Genomic DNA, 21,006 nt, shown 5'->3' with positions numbered 1-21,006 from the left:
AAGCTAAATAGAAATGTGGTAAAGGCTGGTGAGATTTTGCCAATGGTACTTCAAGTGCAAACTTTATGATTGAAGAATTAAATAAAAAATTACATATAGCAAATAAAAGCATGTCAAAAACACCTTAAATTATGCAGGTTAAACAATGAAATTATCTCATGTCGTCCATACATTACGCCATTTTGGCCTAAGTTTTGAAGGGCGAGTTAGTTGGATTGCAAAATTCTCATCTGTTAAAGATACGACATTTTCAGAACTACCAGCTGCTTATGTTGTTCCACTAGATGATAAAGCGCAGAACAATAAGTCAAAAACAGATTATTGGCAAAATGTAACAGAGAGTTTTGGAGTTATTGTTGTATTAAAGCTGATAGGAGAGCAAGGGAAACAAGAAATATATGATCTTGTTGAGAATATCAAAGTTGAACTTTGGCAAGTTTTACTTGGTCTTGAACTAACTCCATTTCATTATCCAATTCAATATGATGGTGGGAAATTACTCGATTTAGATAAAGATAGAATTTGTTATCAATTTAATTTCAGTTCGGTGCGTGAAATTGGCTTTGAAGATACTCGGCAATATTTTGATTTGAAAGTTGCTGATAATCCCATCCCCGTTCCTGATTGGCAATTTGATCCAAATAATCCCGGTATTACCAAACCTCCATTATATAACCCGTTAAATATCGGCAATTTTGATACCATTTCGGGTACAGCTAATGAACAAGACTCAGGAGTAACAATAACTTTTTTAAATAACAATATCTATGAGGATAATAATGATAATTAAACCAGTCAATAATAAACAGGTATATGACCCCAATAATGGGGATTATTTACCAGTAGACGGTCGTAATGTTGAGTATAACCAGTACTGGGCTAGACGATTGACAAATAATGATGTTGAAGAAGTTACAAACATCAAAGTGAAACAAGAAAAAAAGGTAGCTAAAAATGACAATTAGTTTTAACAATTTTCCTAGCAATATAAAGGTTCCTTTATTTTATGCGGAAGTAGATTCATCTGCGGCCAATACTATTCAAGATAACGGTGCTTCACTAATTATTGCTTATCCGTTAGCTGATAGTAGCATTGAACGTAATAAGTTAATTATTATGCCATCTGCAGATCAGGCTAAAAAACTTGCAGGGCGAGGCAGTCAATTATCAAGAATGGTAGAATCCTATCGTAATATTGATAATTTTGGCGAGCTTTTTGTTATCGCGGTAGATGAACCTACAGCTGGCTCGAATGCGACTGGTACTATTCAAATATCAGGTACTGCAGAAGAAACAGGAACATTAAGTCTCTATATCGGTAATAGTAAAATTCAATCACAAGTAACCGTCTCTGATAGTGCAGAAACCATAGCAAATGGACTGCATAATGCGATTAATACTCATCTTGATTTACCTGTCACCGCGGTCTTAAATAATAGCACAATTACGCTAACAGCCAAAAATAAAGGGTTGAGTGGCAATGATATTCCTCTATGTTTTAACTATTATGGTACAGTCGGAGGAGAAGATACTCCTGATGGTTTAAATATTGTTATCAATCAAATGAGCGGAGGAACAGGTACCCCTAATTTAACCTCCGTTATTGCAGCTATGGGCGACAAATTACTTGATTTTATAGCATTCCCATTTAATGACCTATCGTCTTTAGCTACATTTAATCATGAGATGGATGACACTACAGGACGTTGGAGCTATGCGCGCCAATTGTATGGACATGCTTATACCGCTAAAAAAGGTAATTTGACAGAATTAGTCGAATTTGGTGATAAATTGAATTATCAACATATTAGCGTTGCAGGCTATGAATCAAGGGTTCAAACAGGACTTGATGAATTAATTGCAATGCGCACTGCTCGTAATGCTATTTTTATTCGTAATGATCCTGCACGTCCAACTCAATCTGGAATGTTAAATGGTGCATTACCAGCTTCTGATAGTAATCAGTTTACACTAACTGAGCAACAATCATTGCTAAGTCACGGTATTGCTACGGCATATGTTTCAAGTGGTAATTTATTAATTCAACGAGATATCACTACATATCAACGTAACAGTTATGGTATTGCTGATAATAGCTATCTTGATAGTGAAACATTGCATACGCTTGCATATGTGTTACGTAAATTACGCAGTGTGATTACATCGAAATATCCACGACATAAACTAGCAAACGATGGTACTCGATTTGGTGCTGGGCAGGCAATTATTACACCGGCGGTTGCTAAAGCTGAAATTAACGCAACTTATCGTCAACTAGAATTAATGGGATTAGTTGAAAATTTTGATGTGTTTAAGAAGAACTTAATTGTTGAGCGAAATATCAATGATCCTAACCGATTGGATGTATTATTTCCACCCGATCTCGTTAATCAATTACGTGTTTTTGCTGTGTTAGCACAGTTTAGATTGCAATATCCAGAGGAGAAAAAATAATGACACAACAACGTATTTCAGGAACAACTTACATCAAAGTTGATTCTTTTCAATTGTCATTAACCGGCGGCATAGAAGTCCCAATGAATACTAACGTTAAAGAAAGTATTTTAGGGTTAGATAATAGTGTTCATTATAAAGAAACATTTCGTGCTCCCTACATTAAAGGAACATTTAAAGTGCCAGGTGATTTTCCTATAGACATGTTAGTTTCAAGTGATTCAATGACAGTTACAGCAGAACTAGCCAACGGAAAAGTTTATGTACTGTCAAACGCATGGATTGAAGGTGAAGTAAATCACAACGCAGAAGAAGGTACAGCAGAAATCGAATTTCATGGTCAAGAAGGATTTTATCAATAATGAAAGAAATCAAATTATCACAGCCTATTATGGCTCATGGCAACGAATTACATGTACTTGAACTTAACGAACCAACTGTTAAGGATATTAAAAAATTAGGCTTTCCATTTGATAGTAATATGATTGGGGATCCCAAAAAAATTGCTGAGTATATCGTTACACTAGGTAACGTTACACCCAGCTCCGTCGAACAACTAACACCTTACGATTTTTTAATGATTACCGGTGAAATCATGATGTTCTTTGGCCCAAAGGCGAAGGAAGAGACTACAGTGGAGGGAGAAGTGACACCGGAATAATCACAATCGAATATCTTGTAAACCTTTGTTTTGATATAGCCAAGTACTGGCAATTGTCACCATTTCACATCTTAGAAGAACGTTCACTATCGGAAGTATTTGAATTAGTCGAACAAGCAAACCGCATAGAAAGCAGTAGGAAATCATAATGGCAGACTTTGACTCAAAAAAATTAGTGATAGGTGTTGATAAACTGTCACCAAATTTAAATAAAATGAATAATAAATTCAAAGAATTTCACAAAAACTTAAGTAAATCAGATTTTGGGAAACTTAGTTTAAAGAATGCTGTTACTGATCTTCCTTTTTCTTCGATGTTTGTCAAAGGAATGAAGGATGCCATGGCATTTGAAGAAAAAATGGAAAATATTAGAGAAGTTATTAACTTTGATACGCCAGAACAATTTAAAGAAATGGGGCAAGATATTCGCGAAATGTCATTACGTTTACCAATTGCGTCTAAAGATATTGCTTCTATTGTTGCACAGGGAAGTCGTGCAAATATTCCAAGGGATGAATTAATACAGTTTGCTCAAGATGCCATAAAAATGGGGATCGCGTTTGAGACATCTGCTGAGGAAGCTGGTATTACAATGGCTACATGGCGAACGTCTTTAAAATTGACACAAAAAGAGGTAGTTAGCTTATCAGATAAAATCAATCTATTAAGCAATACACAAAATGTAAACGCAAAAGATATTTCTGATGTTGTTTCACGAATTGGTACTCTTGCAACACAATCTGGTGTTGGTGCTGATAAATTAGCTGCATTAAGTTCAACCATTATTGCAACAGGTACAAATACAGAACAGGCAGCAACTGGCCTTAAAAACTTTATGCTGACGTTAACATCAGGTAAGGCAGCTACAGCAGAACAACAAAAAGTATTACAACGATTGGGATTCACATCAACACGAATAGCCAAAGGCATGCAAAAAGATGCCGAAGGAACGATTATGAAGGTGCTTGAATCTTTGGGAAATATGTCAGCAGATAAACGCGCAACAGCGCTAACTATGTTATTCGGTAAGGAAAATGTTGAATATATATCTCCATTGCTTAGCAATATGGACTTGTTAAAAACTAACTTTAACCGAATTAGTGATGCAGCACAATATGCTGGTTCGATGCAAAAAAAATATGATTCGAGTTCAAATACAACGACTAATAAATTACAGCTTTTTAACAATGCGTTAACTAATATTAGTTTATCGATAAATGATGCCTTATTACCTGCATTTACAGAGCTTTTAAATGAATTACAGCCGCTAGTTGTTGAATTTGGTCATTTTATTCAAGAAAATCCTGAACTAGTAAAAATGGTTGCAATGGCAGTTATTGGGTTAATTGGTCTTCGTATTGCATGTGCGGGTGTAAATATTATTGTTGGCGCAGTTTCTAACACGCTTACAATAGCAACTGGTATAACAAAGGGATACATTTGGTTCACAAAGGCATTAGCTATAGCTAAACTGAAATTAAAAAAAGCATTTGATTTTGCAAGAATAGGATTAATAGGATTTAACACTGCTTTGAAAGCTAATCCAATTGGATTTGCTATGAGCGCCATAGCATTAGCAGCTGGTTTAATTATCGAATATTGGGATGAAATAGTTCAATTCTTTAAATGGCTCTGGGGAATTATCGAACCTCACGTTATGCCATTTATTAATGATTTTATTGAAGTATTCAAAGATGGAGCAGCATTGATTGTAAATGGATGGAGAATTGTTAGTCAATTCTTTAGCAATTTATGGTCAACAATTGAACCTTATGTTATGAAGATTATTAATTTCTTTGTTGAAGGTTTAAAAGCTGGGGCTTCTTTCATTGTTAATGCTTGGAGTGCTGTCAGTAAGTTCTTTAGTGGGCTATGGGAATTTATCAAACCATTTGTAATGCCTATTATTGACGCCTTTATAGCGGGATTCAAAGCAGGTGGTGAAATAATTGTAAAGGCATGGGAAGCCGTCAGTAAGTTTTTCAGTGGTTTATGGGAAACTATAAAGCCATGTCTGATGCCTATTTTTGATGTATTCATAACCCCATTTGAAGCAGCAGGTGATTTGATTCCTAAAATGTGGGATAGTGTCAAAAACTTCTTCAAAGAGTTATGGAATAACGTTAAGTCTGGCATTGAACCGTTATTGAATGTGTGGAAATTTCTTTTCGGTGATGATAAAAAAAATATAAAGGTTAATATTGATACATCGAGCTTACCTCAAGAAGTAACAAAGCTGATGGATAATTATCCTTATTATCAAACACCTCAAATGCCAATTAATAAATTTTCAAATACAGTTGGTAATGGCGAACTTGTTGTGAAGTTTGAGAATGCACCTGAAGGTACAATAGTAAAGGAAACTAAACAAGCATCAGGTTTTAATATGAAAACGGATGTTGGCTGGAATCCGTATGCGAATTTAGGGAGAGGTTGATGATAAATCTAAGTTGGTTGAATGATTTGCTTCCAGCAAGTTTTCGTGGTGTAGGGTTTCAAGTTAGAAGCACCTCATCTGAATTTGGACGGCGTAATCAAACTCATGAATATCCATTTAGAGATATACCGTATACTGAGGATATGGGGCGTTCAGCACGTAAAAATAAAATAGAAGCTTTTTTAATTGGGGATGACTATCAAGAACAAACTGAAAAATTAGTTAATGCTATTGAACAGGAAGGTTCAGGAATGTTAATTCATCCATTTCTTGGTGAACTTAATGTTAATATAGAAGGGCAAATAACAGTAAATAATTCAGTTGAAAACGGTCGAATGAGTGTAATTTCATTTTCATTTGTCGAAGCTGGTGAGTTAATATTCCCCGATTCTTCTGTAGCGACTGATGACATAGTAGAAGAAAATGCAGATGATGTAGATCAAGCACTTTTAGATGCGTTTGAGGATTTTGACTTAATCGATGCACCTGATTTTGTACAGCACAGTATTCTTGATAACACCATGTCAATTTTAAATGACATAGCCGATGCTTTTAATGCAATAACCCCGTATATTAATGATGCAGTTAAAATCCTAAATGGTAATTTATCGCCTATTCTCGGAACGGGTGGCCCATCAATCGTTAACTCAATCAAAAAGGTGTGGCATAGTGCGACAAAATTTTCCAATTCTATAAACGGGTTAATAGCAAGAGTAAAGGTGTTTAATGGTATATCATTTATAAAAAACATTTTTCCGAGTGCAATTTGGTCAACTGATAGCAAATCCACAAAAAAAAGAAAGAAAAATCAAAACTTGATTAATACTGCTATTCGAGTTACTGCACTTACAGAAGTATCACGAATAATTGCATCGTTACCTAAACAAGTTGAAGATAAAAGAAAACAAGCTTTTGCTCCTGTGGCATTAGAGTCAACAAAAGGTAAAAAAGAGAATTATTTTGATCAAGAACATACGTTACCAACTAGTCATTTAACTACTAATATAACAAGCACACATGTATCAACACCATCAACAGTTGAAAAACATAATACCATTTCATTTGATGATTTGTTGAATATCAAGGAGTTCATCAATAAGTCATTTGATAAAGAATTATCGCGAACTGAGTATGATGGATTATACATTGCGTTAGCAAAATTAAAGGCCGCAGTAAATCAAGATATCAATGCTCGCCTAATCAAAATAGAAAAGACAATTGTCTATATCCCTAATGAGGTGTTGCCTGATTTAGTTTTAGCTCACTATCTCTATAACAATGCTACACGTTGTGAGGATATCTCGATTCGCAACAGTATTTTTCATCCTGGATTCGTTCCGGTTAAAGAACTAAGAGTACCCAAACCATGAATAACGTTTTATTAAAGGTTAATGGCAAATATTTCGGAGGATGGACTGAAATTAGTATCTCGGCAGGTATTGAACGACTGGCAAGAGATTTTAATGTCACTATCACCCGTCAATGGCCTTCATCAGGAGAAAATCTAGAAACAAAAATAGCTGTTAAAAACGGTGATCTTGTTGAGGTGTTTATTGATGATGATGTTGTTTTAACTGGTTATATTGAATCGTTGCCGATTCGATATGATGCAGGATCGTTATCTATGGGCATCGTTGGTAGGAGTAAAACTGCTGATTGTGTTGATTGTAGTGCATTACCAAAACAATATAGTAATAGTTCAACAATACAAGTGATACAAGATTTAGTTGAGCCATTCAAACTAAATGTATTTAACCAAAGTACTGATGCAGGTTCTCTAAGCATTCAGGCAGATCAGGGTGATACTGTTTTCGATGTTATTAGCAAAATAATGGGCATGAAACAGATTATCGTATTTGATGATGAACAAGGACAACTAGTTATTGGTGATATTGGTTCAGATGAGGCAAAAACTGCATTGGTCCTTGGTGCTAATATTCTCTCAGGAGATGCTGATAAAAGTATTAAAGATCGCTATTCAGATTATTTTGTTTCTGGACAGAGCATTGGTGATGATAAAAACTTTGGAAAAGCAACGCTTTCTTCAGTCAGCTCTTCATCTAAGGATGAAGAAATTATTCGTTATCGCCCTCTAATTATTAAACAATCAGGGGATTCAAATAATGGTACGTGCCAGGAGCGCTGTGAAATGGAAAAAACGTTAAGAGCGAGTAAAACCCGAGAAGCGACTTATACCATTCAAGGCTGGCGACAAGGTGATGGGTCATTGTGGAAACCTAATCAAATGGTAGTTGTTGATGATCCTCTATTGGGATTTGAAAGTGAAAAACTGGTTATTGCCGAAGTTAAATATAGTTTAAGTAGCCGCGGAACACTATGTGAATTGAAGGTTGGTCCAGTCGAGGCATATTTACCTGAGAAAAAGGAAAAATAGTTAAAGCAGATATTTATGAGGTGTTTTAATGCGACAAGTTTTAAATAAAATAATGAATTTGGTTTCACGTGGTTATATAACATCTAGTAACAGTGCAAGTAAATGTCAAACATTGCAAATAAAAATGTCTGGTGGTGAGCAGAAAAGCGATATAGAACACATAGAGTCTTATGGTTTTACTTCAAGGCCATTAGATGGAGCTGAAGCCGTTGCATTATTTTTAGACGGTGATAAGTCTCATGGTGTAATTTTAGTAACAGGGGATCGTCGTTATCGAATTAAGTCGCTTAAGCAGGGTGAAGTAGCCATTTATACAGATGAAGGTGATTACATTATTTTTAATCGCAATAATGAAATTAATGTAAAAACTAAAAAATTTATTGTGAATGCTGATGATGCAATAGAACTAAATACCAAAAACTTAGTTGTTAAAGCATCAGTTGGGACAAATTTTGATACACCGTTATTAAAATCTACAGGTGAAATTGAAGACCAAACCAGCACTATTTCTGATATTAGAACCATTTATAATGAGCATACGCATAATGAAACAAACTCCATTACGCATGTTCCTAATCAACGATTAGAATAATTAACACTTCACTATATAAACCGTCTAATGACGGTTTTTTTATGAGTAAAAAAAATGATATTGACAATAAATGGCAAAAATACCAATCCAACTGATAATCAAAATAAGCTATATCGTGCACTAATAATTTCCTTATTCACTTGGCGCAGAAAAAATACCAGTGATGATTCAGAACATCCATATGGTTGGTGGGGTGACTCATATCCTAGTATCGCTAATGACAAAATCGGATCACGCCTTTATTTATTAGCACGTTCAAAATTAAATAACCAAACAGCTAACTTTGCAAAAATTTATATAAAAGAAGCTGTGCAATGGATGATTAATGATGGGTTGGCATCACGTATCGATGTTTCAGTTAAGCGAATCGATTTAACTGTTTTAGCTGCTACTATTAATATCTTTAAAGAAGATGGAAGTAATGAAGAATATAGGTTTGATAACCTTTGGAGTAAAATCAATGGCTAGTGAATTTTCAAGACCGACTTTACCAGATTTAATCACAACTATTCGCAATGATTTGTATGCACGTTTAGCTATTGATGATGAATTAATATCGTTACGACGCAATGATCCTGAAGTTTATGGGCGTGTTATCGCTGGGGCGACTCATATATTATTGGGTTATATAGAAAACATGGCCAAAAATATTTTACCGGATCAAGCTGATGATAATTGGCTAATTCGGCACGGTAATATGAAGCGTTGCTATAGAAAACAACCTACATCTGCGGTTGGCTATATTAGGTTTGATGAAGTATCAGACGGCATTATTATCAGAAAAGATCAAAAGGTTAGACGCCAAGTTGATCAATGCATGTATACAGTTACACAGACAACAACATCTGCAAATAATATCTTAAGAGTGCCTGTAATTTGTGATGAACTTGGAAAAAAAGGGAACTGTGATGATGGCACAAGCATGTCACTGATTTCACCAGTTACAGGGCTATCATCAACATGTTACGCTGATTCTATTGAAAGCGGTTCAGATGTTGAAGATATAGAAACATTCAGAAAACGAGTTATAGATAGGTGGTATTACACCCCTCAAAGTGGAGCAGATCAGGATTATGTACAATGGGCTAAAGAAGTATCAGGAGTTACAAGGGCTTGGTGTTATCGTCATTGGGTCGGCACAGGTAGCGTAGGTTTGATGGTTGCAAATAGCGATCCTGTTAATCCTATTTTAGACAATACCACAATTCAAAATATCAAAAAGCACATTGAACCTCTAGCACCTGTTGCTGGCTCTAGGTTAATCGTTTTTTCGCCTCTCCCCAAGCCCATTGATTTTAAAATTATAGTAACCCCCGACAACCCAGAAATTCGTTATCAAATAGAAGCAGAGTTAAAAGATTTTCTTTTACGCGAAGGAAGACCACAATCGACACTATTTAGATCTCGTATTAGTGAAGTTATTAGTGCTTCATTTGGTGAATATTCTCATGAATTAATGTACCCAAATAAAAATATTTTTATAGAAAAAAATGAAGTTGCAGTATTGGGGAATATTGAATGGATATAGAAAAACAATATCAAAGTATGGTTAGTCATTTATTACCATACGGCCCAGCATGGGATAAAGAAGAGCCAATACTTTTATCATTAGCATTAACATTATCAAAAACACATCATCGAGTTGATGACCTAATGCTAGAAATTGATCCGCGAACTTCAACAGAACTTATTGACAGATATGAGCAAGTTTGTGGTTTACCTGATAGTTGTTATTCAGAGTTATTTCAAACATTAACAACTCGTCGAAATCGTTTAGATTCTAAATTAAATCTGACTGGAGCAATCAATAAAGATTTTTATCTAAATATATTAGCTATCAACGGTTATCCAGATGCAACTATCACTAACTATAACAATGAAGTTTTTACATGTGAATCATCATGTGAAGATTATTTGTATGATGAAGAATGGCGTTTTTACTGGATTATTAACATTCCCCACAATTATAAAATAACAGAAATGACATGTGAGGATCATTGTGATTCATATTTAAGGGAATGGAGTGACAAACAGATCGAATGCATAATTGACAAATTATGCCCATCACATACCTATGTAATTTTTAAATACGGAGTAATCAATGCATAGAATTGACACACCAACAGCCCAAAAAGATAAATTTGGGCAAGGAAAAAATGGGTTTACTAGGGGAAATCCACAAACTGGTACACCAGCAACACAACTTGATTATTTGTATTGTGATTCGATTCAAGAGGAAATTGCTAATGCCATTGAATCAGCAGGTTTCGTGCTTGATAAAACAAAACATGATCAACTTGCCACAGCTATTAAAGAGTTTGTCAGTAAAGGTAGTGTAAAGCTTAACTCATCAACTAACAGCGAATCAGAAACCGAAGCGGCTACACCTCTGGCTGTTAAAAAAGCTAATGATAATGCGGCGAAGGCAAATACCAATGCTAACAATGCACATAATAGAATCGGCGATATTTCTGATAAATTTGAGTTGTGCTCAAATGAATCCCGGGTACATTCTCACGATAAACGATTTTATTTGTTTGTACGTGATGACGGTGTTGTTGCAATGTATAATAGGGTGAGCAATAGGGCAGCGTGGGGATTTAATTCTGAGGGATCGCTATGTGAGGGTTACGTACCTGCTGAACGAGTAACAAATCTGGATTTGTTCGTTCGAGATAAAATGCTACCGGCAGGAATTCCGCAACCTTGGCCTAGTGATCATATACCAAATGGATGGTTTTTATGTAATGGTGCACAGTTTGATGTTAATCAATTTCCCAAATTGGCTGGTGTTTATCCAAGGGGAACATTACCAGATTTACGAGGTGTATTTATTAGGGGGAAAGATAACGGGCGTGGATTAGATCCAAATCGTAACATACTTAGTTTCCAGAATGACGCAATTAGAAATATTTGGGGAGATGTAGGTCCTATATCAGAAACATTCGGGCAAAATGGAGGGACAGGTACTGGAGCATTTAGAGCTTATAGTAGACATGCCTCAGGGACACCTACAAAGGTTGATGTAGGGGACGCAGGTGGAATTAATTTTGATGCGTCTCGTGTGGTACCAGTTTCTCACGACAATCATCCGAGTAATGTTGCATTTAATTATATTGTTAGAGCCGAATAACAGGAGAAAATAATGAAATATCAATTACAACCAGAAACAGCTATTTTAAATAATAGTGGAATAACAACACATCCAGGTTGGAGGATGGTTTTTAATGTTAATTCTCAAACGAATGAATATCAAGGATCAACCTATCAATTTTTGCCTGCCGGTGTTGGATTGCCTGCTCAGTCATATTTAGATGCGCCAAAAGAAGTAGACGATGATCATGCTATTGTACGACAAGATGATAAATGGATATACCCAACTGATTATCGTGGTAAAAGAATCTATTCAATAGAAACTGGTGCTGAATCAATAGTAACTTTTATAGGTGATATACCAGACGATTTTACATTGTTAAAACCAAATTCAGATTTTGATTCATGGAATGGTAAAAAGTGGGTGTTAGATAAAGACAAACAACATCAATACGAGATAGCGATTGCTCAATCACAACAATTGCAATTACTAAACGGAGCAAATAGCGCCATAAGTAATTTGCAGGATGCTGTTGATGCTGATATAGCTACAGAACATCAAAGAGAAATGTTAAAAAAATGGAAAAAATATCGTTTTGAATTAAATCAGATAGATGTTAATACCGCACCTGATATCGACTGGCCTGAAAAACCTGAATAACTAAACGATATAAACCTTCAGCTTCACATACTCAACCGCATCCTGATACGATTCAAAAATTTGGATTTTGTTTAATCTGTCATTATGATAAAAGCACCACACAATACATTGTGTATATCGAGAGACGGAAAAATCAAGTATGAATCATTTTCGCAACCGTAAATTGAATAGTTATCAGGGTAGGTTAGTATGTAAATTGTTTTGTGTAGTTTATTGTGATCATGTTATTAAAGTTTAGCTAGTTTTATTCATCATAGCCCGATATTTTTGGAAGTGTGAATTGAAATGAGAAGTTGGGAAGTGGATCGCAAAAAGTGTTAGAATGGTCGACACATATGAAATCTATTTTTAAATATTATTTCTAGTATACTTTATTTGTCTGAGCTTGATGAATTAATACCCAGTATCGTTTTGTCTTCTTTAGCTTCTGAAATAAAAGTCGGATTAGTCAATTATGGTAAATAACTCGAAAAGGATAAAAATAGAAAAAATAATAATTAATGGAGTTAATTAAATGATTTATTTAAATGGAGTAGTTTTTTTTATTGTCACTATTTATGTTTTGGTGGGTTTATTTATTAGTTTTCGTAATTGGTATAATAATTTTATGCTTCGCTAAAACCAAAATTATGCGAAGATTAGGTATTTTATTGATAATCACACCAATAAGTTGTTATATTTTTGCCTATTTATTATACGGATTTTTATCATTAATGTTGATTTGACCTATTTTAATTACCTTTTTTACTAAATAATAAAAAAGCGGAAGTCTATTTCCGCCTTTTTTATTAACAATAAAATATAATTAAAATTCGCTATTTACCTTTTGTATTTCTTTTCTCTTTTTTCGGTTTTTTATTTGATGATAACTGTAAAGCCTGTACACTTTGCACTAAGTCAGCCAATTGCGTAACAATTTGGTTTCCGGTATCACTTTCATCACCACCTAGTGCTTTATTGCGTATAAAATCAGCTTTGATTTGTTGCCAACGTTTAGTTTGTGTATCAGTTAATACGCCACGAATTTCAGCGAGTTTAAGAAGATTTTCTTCAGCACCATTAGTTAATAGTTGAGCTTCACCCACATAGTGATCGTTGATGATTTGATTAAGTTCATCATCATTCATAACAGAAGAAACCTTCTCAGCAAGTTTATTCATGTTTCGATAACTACCTTGAAGTTTGAAAGGTGGTTCTGTACGGTATTTATCTGATTGAGCAGCACTAACGATGTATTGCTGGTTAACTTTGAACACCACTTCTCTAATTTTCAATAAGTGACTAAGTACTGCAACAATTTCACTGATTTCTGCTTGGCTGTAAGCGTAACTTAATTCATTGCTATTAAGTGGCTTGCCTTGTGCATGGTCAATGAGTTGATAAAGATCATTTAAGTCACGCAACGCAAGTGGCGCTAGAATTGGATTTGAAGTTAAGCAGTTTTCAATATAACTTGAAGCAAAAACTTCATCCATACCACCAAGAACTTCACCTAAATTATAAATATCTGCACGGTTAGCTAACATATCTGGTATTTTGAATACTTCTCCTGATTCAGTATACGGGTTACCTGACATAATAACGCAGAATTTTTTACCTCGGAGATCATAGGTCTTAGTTTTCTCTTTCCAAACACCTTCTATTCGGCGTGAACCATCACAAAGGGAGATGAATTTTTGTAAGAATTCCGGATTGGTGTGCTGTATATCATCAATATAAAGCATGACGTTATTTCCCATTTCAAGCGCAAGATTAAGTTTTACTAACTCTTGTTTGGCAGTTGCATTCGGTGCTTGATTTGGATCGAAAGATAACACACTATGACCTAAAGCCGGACCGTTAATCTTCATAAAGATTAATCCAAGACGATTAGCAACATATTCCATTAACGTCGTTTTACCATAACCTGGTGGAGATATAAGCAGTAATAACCCCATTAAATCGGTACGTCTAGTTTCACCAACCGTTCCCATTTGTTTAGCTAAGTTATCACCAATGATAGGTAAGTAAACTTGATTAATGAGTTTGTTTCGCACAAACGAACTTAATGGTTTAGCCTTAAATTCCTCCAGATGTAGAAGATCACGTTGTTCATCGAGTACTTCCTGACGAAGACTTTGATAATGCTGAAACTCCGGAATAATAATTCTGGACTGTTTACGCATGCGACTAAAGAAATCATCAAGATTAATATTCAACACTCCCTGAATTATACTTGGATGATCGCCAAGTAAATCGTTGACGGAAATATCAAGCTCAAGCTCGCTAATTCCCAGCGTAATGCTACTTTCTTTATCTAACATACACAATACTAAAGCTTCAGCAATATAGTCTGATAGTTTTTGATATTGGGGGAGGGTACAAAGACCTTTAAACCAACTTTCGATTAGAATCCAGCGATCGGCAAGTCGTTTTTGAAGATTGCTTTGTGATTGGTTAAAATCACCCCACATATGAGATTCCTCGAGGCGGGCTTTTAAACCTTCAAATAGATAGTGGCCATATTTACTTAACGTAAATTCTTGTGGTGTTTCGGCTAATATATAGCTTAAATATTCAGTTGCTTGTTTTACATGATACTGTTCATGTTGAATAGGGTACTTTTCTAAAAATTGGGTTAATTCAAAAGACATCTCTGTTTGAAGATTTCTTATACCTTCATCATGACCAAATAACGCCTGTATATCTTTACAAGTTTTGGCTCGCTCTGGCCATAATTTGGCAATTTCATTCTTTTGATTATGATGCCAAAAAAGGATAGCTAAGCTTCGGGCTAAAGGGTTATAGCGTAATAGACCGGCCGCTTCACCTAGCGGGATCAGTTTGGCTAATATTTTTAATGCATCGTGATCGTGAATCCCTTTTTCATAGCCTTCACGATATCGCATTGACGCATAATCTCTTACTGTTTTAGCTAATACCTCAGGTTTGTTTAATTGATTTTTTAAATCGTCATAACTTAAATCATGCTCTTTTTTAAGCGCTGAATTAATTATTGAATATGCTAAATATTCACCACGGTAAACACTAGGCGATTCGGATTCTAATGAAATTGACCAGAAAGGCTTATAACTTTCTAATTTAGGGTGATTAATTCTTTCTTGATAATCAGTACCCGTTAATTGCAAATAAAGATGATCTTCTTTTGGTACAATGGTTAAATCAAGTTCTTGGGTGTTGACACTAAACTTATGTCTTGGCCCCAGTTTGATTACATTACCGCCAGATTCAAATATTTCTGATTTATCTCGTAAGGCACGTATTGATTGATCTCTGGCACTTTGGAAACGAGATTCAATATCATCTGCTTTGACATTATCAAAGAGTGCTCTTAATTTTTCGACAATTTCACGAATTTTTAAAGCTAAAGTGTCGGCAACAAAAAAAGCATTTAACTCATTTTGATCAGAAAATTTAGCCGTTCTTCTTGGTATACTATCTAAAATTCGATTGGCAGCCGTAAGTAACGCTTCTGTTCGTCTTGTTCTATCTTCAAGTAGTGATTGTTTGTGAGTTTCAAATGATTCTAATATCTCTTCCCGTTTAGCCAGAATATCATTAAGGAACTCTTCACTTTCACTAAATTGATTCTCAAGCTCTTCAAGTTGTACTAGAAGACGAGATAGCTCATCATCACATTTTTCAGGTGTTGTTGCCATACTCAAGGCATTGGCGATACTTTGGCCAAATAATTTAAATTGAGCACCAAATTGAGCGACCATTTCAACATTAGCTAAATTTTTTCGTTTTTGTTGGATTTTAGCTTTTGTTTGGTTAAGTTTTGCATAGACTTCAGCTATTGATTCTATGATTTTAGTTTGTAATGTGACGTCATCAAATTTTAGAGTTGCTATCAATTGTGAAAGCATATCTAAATCAGTTGACATAGTTTCTGTTATTTCAACAGATTCAAGTAATTTTGCAACAGTATCTGCTTTGGTAATTTGCTGTTCAATATCGTCAATTTTTATATTGAATGGCTCTAATGCTTTATCACTTCCTAAAAACTCAGCAGTAGCTAATGAAACCTCAGCTTGTCTAACTTTTAGTTTATTTTCCATTTCATCGATTTGGTCTAAATCAATGTATCGGTAAGTTCTTAATGTGACTAAACTGCCAAGTTGTAATTTTATTGCATTTAATGCATCAACAAATTCTTGAGTTTCTTGCCAGCTATCAGGGTAAAGCTTGGTTAATAAATCTTGTTGATTAGAAATTGCCTCACGCATAGCGCTTTCGGATTGACGTCGAATGCTTTCGACTTTTTCATACTCATCTATAACTAATTCACTCGTTTGTGAAATATTACGAAGAATAGGGGAGAATGATAGTTGTTTCTCGTCATTGAGCCAAAAGTAATTATCAAAGAGCCGTTTTGTATCTTCACTTAGTTTGCTATAGAGTTGTGAAGAGACTGCCTGGTTATCGATTTCGCGCGAGATAAAATACAGATCTGAAATTCCGCGAACAAGTTCAGCATTACCTATTTTTCCGAGGAAGCTATTATTTGTCGGTTGTTGTGCTGCATATTCATCACTATAAAAAGGAGTTTGCCAAATTTGCATTGGATGAACTCTAGTTGGCTCATCACTTTCTCCTTCAAAAACGACCATTCGACCATCTTCAAAAACGGCGTAGCCATGACCTAAAATTGGGTTATCTAGTTTGCGTTCAATCATATTATAATTGAACAGTGCTAGTCGCCCATTGCTTGGGTCATAGAAAATGTATAAAACATCTTCACCATTTGGTGAACGGCGAATTCGTCTGAAACGCATACCTAACATTGATTGGTCAAAAGTTTTATAATCTCCATTTTGTAAGTAGTATCCCCCAGGAAATATAATTCCATGATCTTCTGGAAGTTGAATACATGATTGACCAATAAAATCTATACGATGGACTTGCTGGGTTAGCGAGTTATAAACTAAATAGCGCCAATTGTCTTCGCGGTAAGGGAGAATTTTCAATAGGATTAATGAACCAACTTTTGCATATTCTATTTTAGCATCATTAATTGATTGATTTTTATCAACAACCTCTTCTCGATAAATTCCTAAACCATCATTAGTATTATTTTCACACTTTATTGTTAAGTCACCACCAATGGTTTCAACAAATACTGTATCAAGAACATTGATATGCGGAAATCGCCCATTAACAATATCTTCACGTGTTGTTTCGATCCATTCAAAATCGTAGGCAGGAGGTAGTGCAATGTCGCGCTCACCTCGATTATCTATATATTCAATTGTTTTTTTATCGCTGGATATAGACCATCGAAATACACGAATATCACTAATTCGTTCTCCAATTTGAAAACTAGCAAGAAGTTTTCCATCACGTTCAACAAGCTGAAGTAACTGGGCATTTTTATAATAAGTATAAAGTTCATTAAAGTCTTGTATAAATCGATCTATATTTAAGAATGTATTTGAGAGATCAACCGGATCAGCTTCATAATTGTTATCACGTTCAACTAATTGATAAAGTGAAAATACATCTTCTATCTTGGTTTCTTTTTTTAATCCTAAATAGACGTTATAACCAAACAACAACCAATCACCAAAGCGAACAATATCTCGTGCTACACAGTTATTTTCCGTTCTAATACGAATACGGCTAATAATGGACATGTCACTTTTACCAAACTCAGATAGCCTTTCCTGATTTAGAGCTTCTGTCTTTTGATTAAGTTCTTGTCCTAAAGAGGTTAAACGTTTACGAAGAATTTCATAAGCTCCGCCTTCCGCGACTGCTTTATCAATTGATGTTTGTTGCTGATCTTGGGTTTCTGACATGTTTTACTCGTTGAAGATAATACTGAAATACCTAATGTTTTAGGTAGGAAATGAATCCTACCTAAAACTGATTACATTATAGATAAATGGCTATTCTGATAGTAACCTATTCATTTTCATTATTGGATGACAAAAATTGTTTTGCTAACGCTTTTAAATCAGTGTTTTGCAAAGTCTCTTTTATGTTTTTGTCTCCCGATAAGCGAGATAGTACTGATTGTAATGCAGATTGTAGTACAGGGCTCTGATTAACAGTTCCTTCTATTGCTTTACCTACACTAATTGCTTTAGAGAAGCTATTAAAGAAGTTATCATTACCGCCTACAATTTCAATATTGGCTTTACTGAATGCTGCAGCAAGCACGTCAGCTTGTTCTCTAGCAATTTCTTTGTTAGCAGCAATAGCAGCCATGGCTTGTTCGAAACCTTTTTCAAGCGCTAAGCGGAATTCCTCATGATTTTTCGATTGTTCATTCATCGTACCCATTGCTTGGAACTTATCTACTAAACCATTTGCCTCAGCAGTTAATTTTTCGCGAATTACTAACGCTTCTGCAAGACCTTGTTCTTTTGTTGCTGATGCTTTTGCGAATCCAATACGTTCATCACCACGAGCTTGAGCAGAAAGTTTTTCCTCAAGTACTTTAGCTTCAGTTAAACCTTGTTTTTCTACTGCAATTGCTTTGGCTTCAATAACTTTAGCTTCTGCTAAGCCTTTTTCTTGATTACCTTTCGCTTCAGCTAATAATGTCTCAGCTGTAATATTTGCTTTGACTAAACCTTCTTTTTCTTCTGCTTCTGCTCTTGCTTTACGTACTTTAGCTTCGGCAAGGCCTATTGCCGCTTCTTCGGCTTCTATACCCTGAGCTAATTGTTTTTTAGCTTCAGCTTGTTTAGCTGCAGCTTCTAATTCAGCTTGAGCCATCGTGCTGATTTCAATTGCGCGATGTTTAGATGATTGTTCATCTGCCTCAGCTTGTTTTACTTGTTTAACTAGCTCTTGTTCAGCTCTAGCTTCAGCTTCAATAATTGTTGTTTGTTTTTCACGATCTGCTCTTGAAACTTCACGAACTTCTTTAATGTTTTCCTCTTCAACTGCAACTGTTTTTTCAACTGCTACACGTTCACGAATAACATTAGCAATCTGTTTCTTTTCCTCTTCTACAACTTTGTCTTTCTCTATTCGTTGTAGTTCAACTTCACGTTCACGAGCAACAATTTCAAGTGAACGAGCTCGGATTACACGTTCTTCTTCAATCGCAATAGCTCTTAGGCGGTTATTCTGTGCAACTTCTACTTCACGTAAACGATTCTCTTCTCTTACTTCAATTTCTTGTTGGGTTTGAATTCTAGCTTGTTCAGCTTTCAAACGTTCTTCTTCTTGAACTTTTAATGTTTCAGCGGCTTCTCTAGCTCGAATAGTTTCAATTTCACGTTTTTGTCGAGCCTCAGCGTCAGCTTGTTGACGTTCTAATTCAAGTTTAGCTTCGATAGTTTCAGTATCTTTTTTCTTAAGAGCTAACTCTAGATCGCGTTCTCGCTTATTGGTTTCATCTTTATGTACAGCAGTTATAGCTGTAATTTTATTAATACCTTCAGCATCAAAAATATTATCTGGGTCGAGTGATTTAATTGGAGTTTGTTCTAAATAATCGATAGCAACATCTTCAAGGGCATAACCGTTAAGGTCTTTACCTATTACATCAATGATACGTTCACGGAAATTCATTCGATCTTCAAACAGCTTTGCAAGTTCAAATTGTTTACCTACGGTTTTCAATGCTTCTGAAAATTTAGCACTAAATAATGTGCTTACCGCTTGTTGGTCTGATGCACGATCTACACCGATTGATTTGGCAACTTTAAGAACATCTTCTGTTGTTTCATTAACGCGTAAATAGAATGCTACGCAGATGTCAGCCCTAAGGTTGTCTTGGCAAATTAAACCATCTTTACCTCTTCGTTCTACGTCAAAAGTGATCAAGGAAATTTTCATGAACTCTTTTTTGTAGATGATTGGATATACCAATGCACCAGTAAAATGAACTTTAGGTTTTGACGTCATGTCATTAACAATAAGCGCCGTACCTTGAGGAACCTTTATGTAAAATGCCTTAAATAATAGGAAGAATCCGACAATTACAAGGAATATACTTCCAACTATTACCAAAAAAAACATTATAGTATCACTGCTTAAAGACATATTTTTCTATTCTCCAAATTAACTTCTATTAGCCATTAAAATCTTTTAGGCTAATTATTTCATAACAATTTGTTGTTTCATCATACTGAAGGATTACGGCTTTATCACCGCGCTTGAATTGATAAGATTCATCACATCTTACCTCTAAAATAAGGCCCGCTCCTCCATCTTCACAGGTAGCTTGTCCTTTAGTTCTGGTTACGGTACTTGAGCGTATTTCGATAACTTGTCCTAACAATGATTTATGATTGTGGTTAATTATCAACTTTCTAAATAAAGGACGAAGTGGTTTAATAAAAAAAGCAGTTAAATAGACTGATAAAATAAATGAGATAATTAAAAGAGCTATCCCTGCTAAATAATAAAGAAATACAAAATTATACAAAGGTAGGATTAATAGACGAAAGGCAAAATAACAAATTGACCATCCAATTAAAGAGATCAATGTGATGATGAGAGTCATTGGTACTTCATTGAAGCCAAATTTCATTAATAAACCACCTAATCCAGTAGATGGAACATCACTATAAACATCATTGACACTGATATCAAAATCTAAACAGTCAACGCTTAATAGTCCTAATGCTGCAACAAACCAATATAAGATACAGATTGTTAACAATGCACTAAAGATAATTACGGGAAAAGAAAAAAATATTCCCCAAAACAGTTCCATTATATTCCCTTCATCTATCCAAACTAGTTTTAA

17 protein-coding genes are annotated in these 21,006 nt (G+C 35.0%); 14 read left to right on the top strand and 3 right to left on the bottom strand.

The features are described 5' to 3' along the window. Positions 1–145 precede the first annotated feature (145 nt). The 14 genes from GYM76_RS05445 to GYM76_RS05380 all read left to right on the top strand — a co-directional run bounded on the left by GYM76_RS05445 (position 146) and on the right by GYM76_RS05380 (position 12,293). The gene (locus GYM76_RS05445) at positions 146–790 is read left to right on the top strand and encodes a hypothetical protein (protein WP_220226174.1); all 645 of its coding nucleotides are present in this window, start codon (positions 146–148) and stop codon (positions 788–790) included. After that, on the top strand, positions 780–965 hold the full coding sequence (locus tag GYM76_RS05440; RefSeq protein WP_220226173.1) for a DUF2635 domain-containing protein: 186 nt from the start codon (positions 780–782) through the stop codon (positions 963–965). Before GYM76_RS05445 ends, GYM76_RS05440 begins: the two co-directional genes overlap by 11 nt. Then, a complete protein-coding gene (locus GYM76_RS05435) occupies positions 955–2,454 on the top strand; it encodes a phage tail sheath subtilisin-like domain-containing protein (protein ID WP_220226172.1) in 1,500 nt (499 codons plus the stop codon). The genes GYM76_RS05440 and GYM76_RS05435 overlap by 11 nt, the downstream gene beginning before the upstream one ends. Continuing rightward, a complete protein-coding gene (locus GYM76_RS05430) occupies positions 2,454–2,816 on the top strand; it encodes a phage tail tube protein (RefSeq protein ID WP_220226171.1) in 363 nt (120 codons plus the stop codon). Before GYM76_RS05435 ends, GYM76_RS05430 begins: the two co-directional genes overlap by 1 nt. Continuing rightward, the gene (locus GYM76_RS05425) at positions 2,816–3,115 is read left to right on the top strand and encodes a phage tail assembly protein (RefSeq protein ID WP_220226170.1); all 300 of its coding nucleotides are present in this window, start codon (positions 2,816–2,818) and stop codon (positions 3,113–3,115) included. Before GYM76_RS05430 ends, GYM76_RS05425 begins: the two co-directional genes overlap by 1 nt. Before the next feature lie 148 nt (positions 3,116–3,263). Continuing rightward, complete coding sequence (locus tag GYM76_RS05420; RefSeq protein WP_220226169.1) at positions 3,264–5,552, top strand: phage tail tape measure protein; 2,289 nt, start codon at positions 3,264–3,266, stop codon at positions 5,550–5,552. Continuing rightward, positions 5,552–6,922 carry a DNA circularization protein gene (locus GYM76_RS05415; RefSeq protein WP_220226168.1) on the top strand — a complete coding sequence of 457 codons (1,371 nt, stop codon included), beginning with the start codon at positions 5,552–5,554 and terminating at the stop codon, positions 6,920–6,922. Before GYM76_RS05420 ends, GYM76_RS05415 begins: the two co-directional genes overlap by 1 nt. Next, positions 6,919–7,947, top strand: a complete 1,029-nt coding sequence (locus tag GYM76_RS05410; protein WP_220226167.1) for a phage baseplate assembly protein — start codon at positions 6,919–6,921, stop codon at positions 7,945–7,947. Before GYM76_RS05415 ends, GYM76_RS05410 begins: the two co-directional genes overlap by 4 nt. Positions 7,948–7,975: 28 nt before the next feature. After that, positions 7,976–8,539, top strand: coding sequence for a phage baseplate assembly protein V (locus GYM76_RS05405; RefSeq protein ID WP_220226166.1), 564 nt, complete (start codon positions 7,976–7,978; stop codon positions 8,537–8,539). Between the two features lie 54 nt (positions 8,540–8,593). Then, positions 8,594–9,007: a phage GP46 family protein gene (locus GYM76_RS05400; protein WP_220226165.1), complete on the top strand. Its 414-nt coding sequence runs from the start codon at positions 8,594–8,596 to the stop codon at positions 9,005–9,007. After that, positions 9,000–10,067 carry a baseplate J/gp47 family protein gene (locus GYM76_RS05395; protein ID WP_220226164.1) on the top strand — a complete coding sequence of 356 codons (1,068 nt, stop codon included), beginning with the start codon at positions 9,000–9,002 and terminating at the stop codon, positions 10,065–10,067. The genes GYM76_RS05400 and GYM76_RS05395 overlap by 8 nt, the downstream gene beginning before the upstream one ends. Beyond that, positions 10,058–10,648, top strand: coding sequence for a YmfQ family protein (locus tag GYM76_RS05390; RefSeq protein ID WP_220226163.1), 591 nt, complete (start codon positions 10,058–10,060; stop codon positions 10,646–10,648). The genes GYM76_RS05395 and GYM76_RS05390 overlap by 10 nt, the downstream gene beginning before the upstream one ends. After that, a complete protein-coding gene (locus GYM76_RS05385) occupies positions 10,641–11,672 on the top strand; it encodes a phage tail protein (protein WP_220226162.1) in 1,032 nt (343 codons plus the stop codon). The genes GYM76_RS05390 and GYM76_RS05385 overlap by 8 nt, the downstream gene beginning before the upstream one ends. Positions 11,673–11,684: 12 nt before the next feature. Further along, entirely contained in the window at positions 11,685–12,293 is a 609-nt protein-coding gene (locus GYM76_RS05380; protein ID WP_220226161.1) for a tail fiber assembly protein, read from the top strand. A gap of 815 nt (positions 12,294–13,108) precedes the next feature. Here the strand turns inward: GYM76_RS05380 and GYM76_RS05375 are convergent. The 3 genes from GYM76_RS05375 to GYM76_RS05365 all read right to left on the bottom strand — a co-directional run bounded on the left by GYM76_RS05375 (position 13,109) and on the right by GYM76_RS05365 (position 20,973). After that, on the bottom strand, positions 13,109–18,094 hold the full coding sequence (locus GYM76_RS05375) for a DNA repair ATPase (RefSeq protein WP_220226160.1): 4,986 nt from the start codon (positions 18,092–18,094) through the stop codon (positions 13,109–13,111). 106 nt (positions 18,095–18,200) lie between these two features. Further along, positions 18,201–20,297, bottom strand: a complete 2,097-nt coding sequence (locus tag GYM76_RS05370) for a hypothetical protein (RefSeq protein ID WP_220226159.1) — start codon at positions 20,295–20,297, stop codon at positions 18,201–18,203. Positions 20,298–20,325: 28 nt separating this feature from the next. Beyond that, positions 20,326–20,973: a hypothetical protein gene (locus GYM76_RS05365; RefSeq protein ID WP_065734408.1), complete on the bottom strand. Its 648-nt coding sequence runs from the start codon at positions 20,971–20,973 to the stop codon at positions 20,326–20,328. Between the last annotated feature and the right edge of the window lie 33 nt (positions 20,974–21,006).

Origin of the sequence: Gilliamella sp. ESL0443, from assembly GCF_019469165.1 — a bacterium.
Taxonomy (GTDB): Bacteria; Pseudomonadota; Gammaproteobacteria; order Enterobacterales; family Orbaceae; genus Gilliamella; species Gilliamella apicola_E.
The sequence above is the reverse complement of the archived record's forward strand: the minus strand, read 5'-3'. Positions and strand labels throughout refer to the sequence as shown.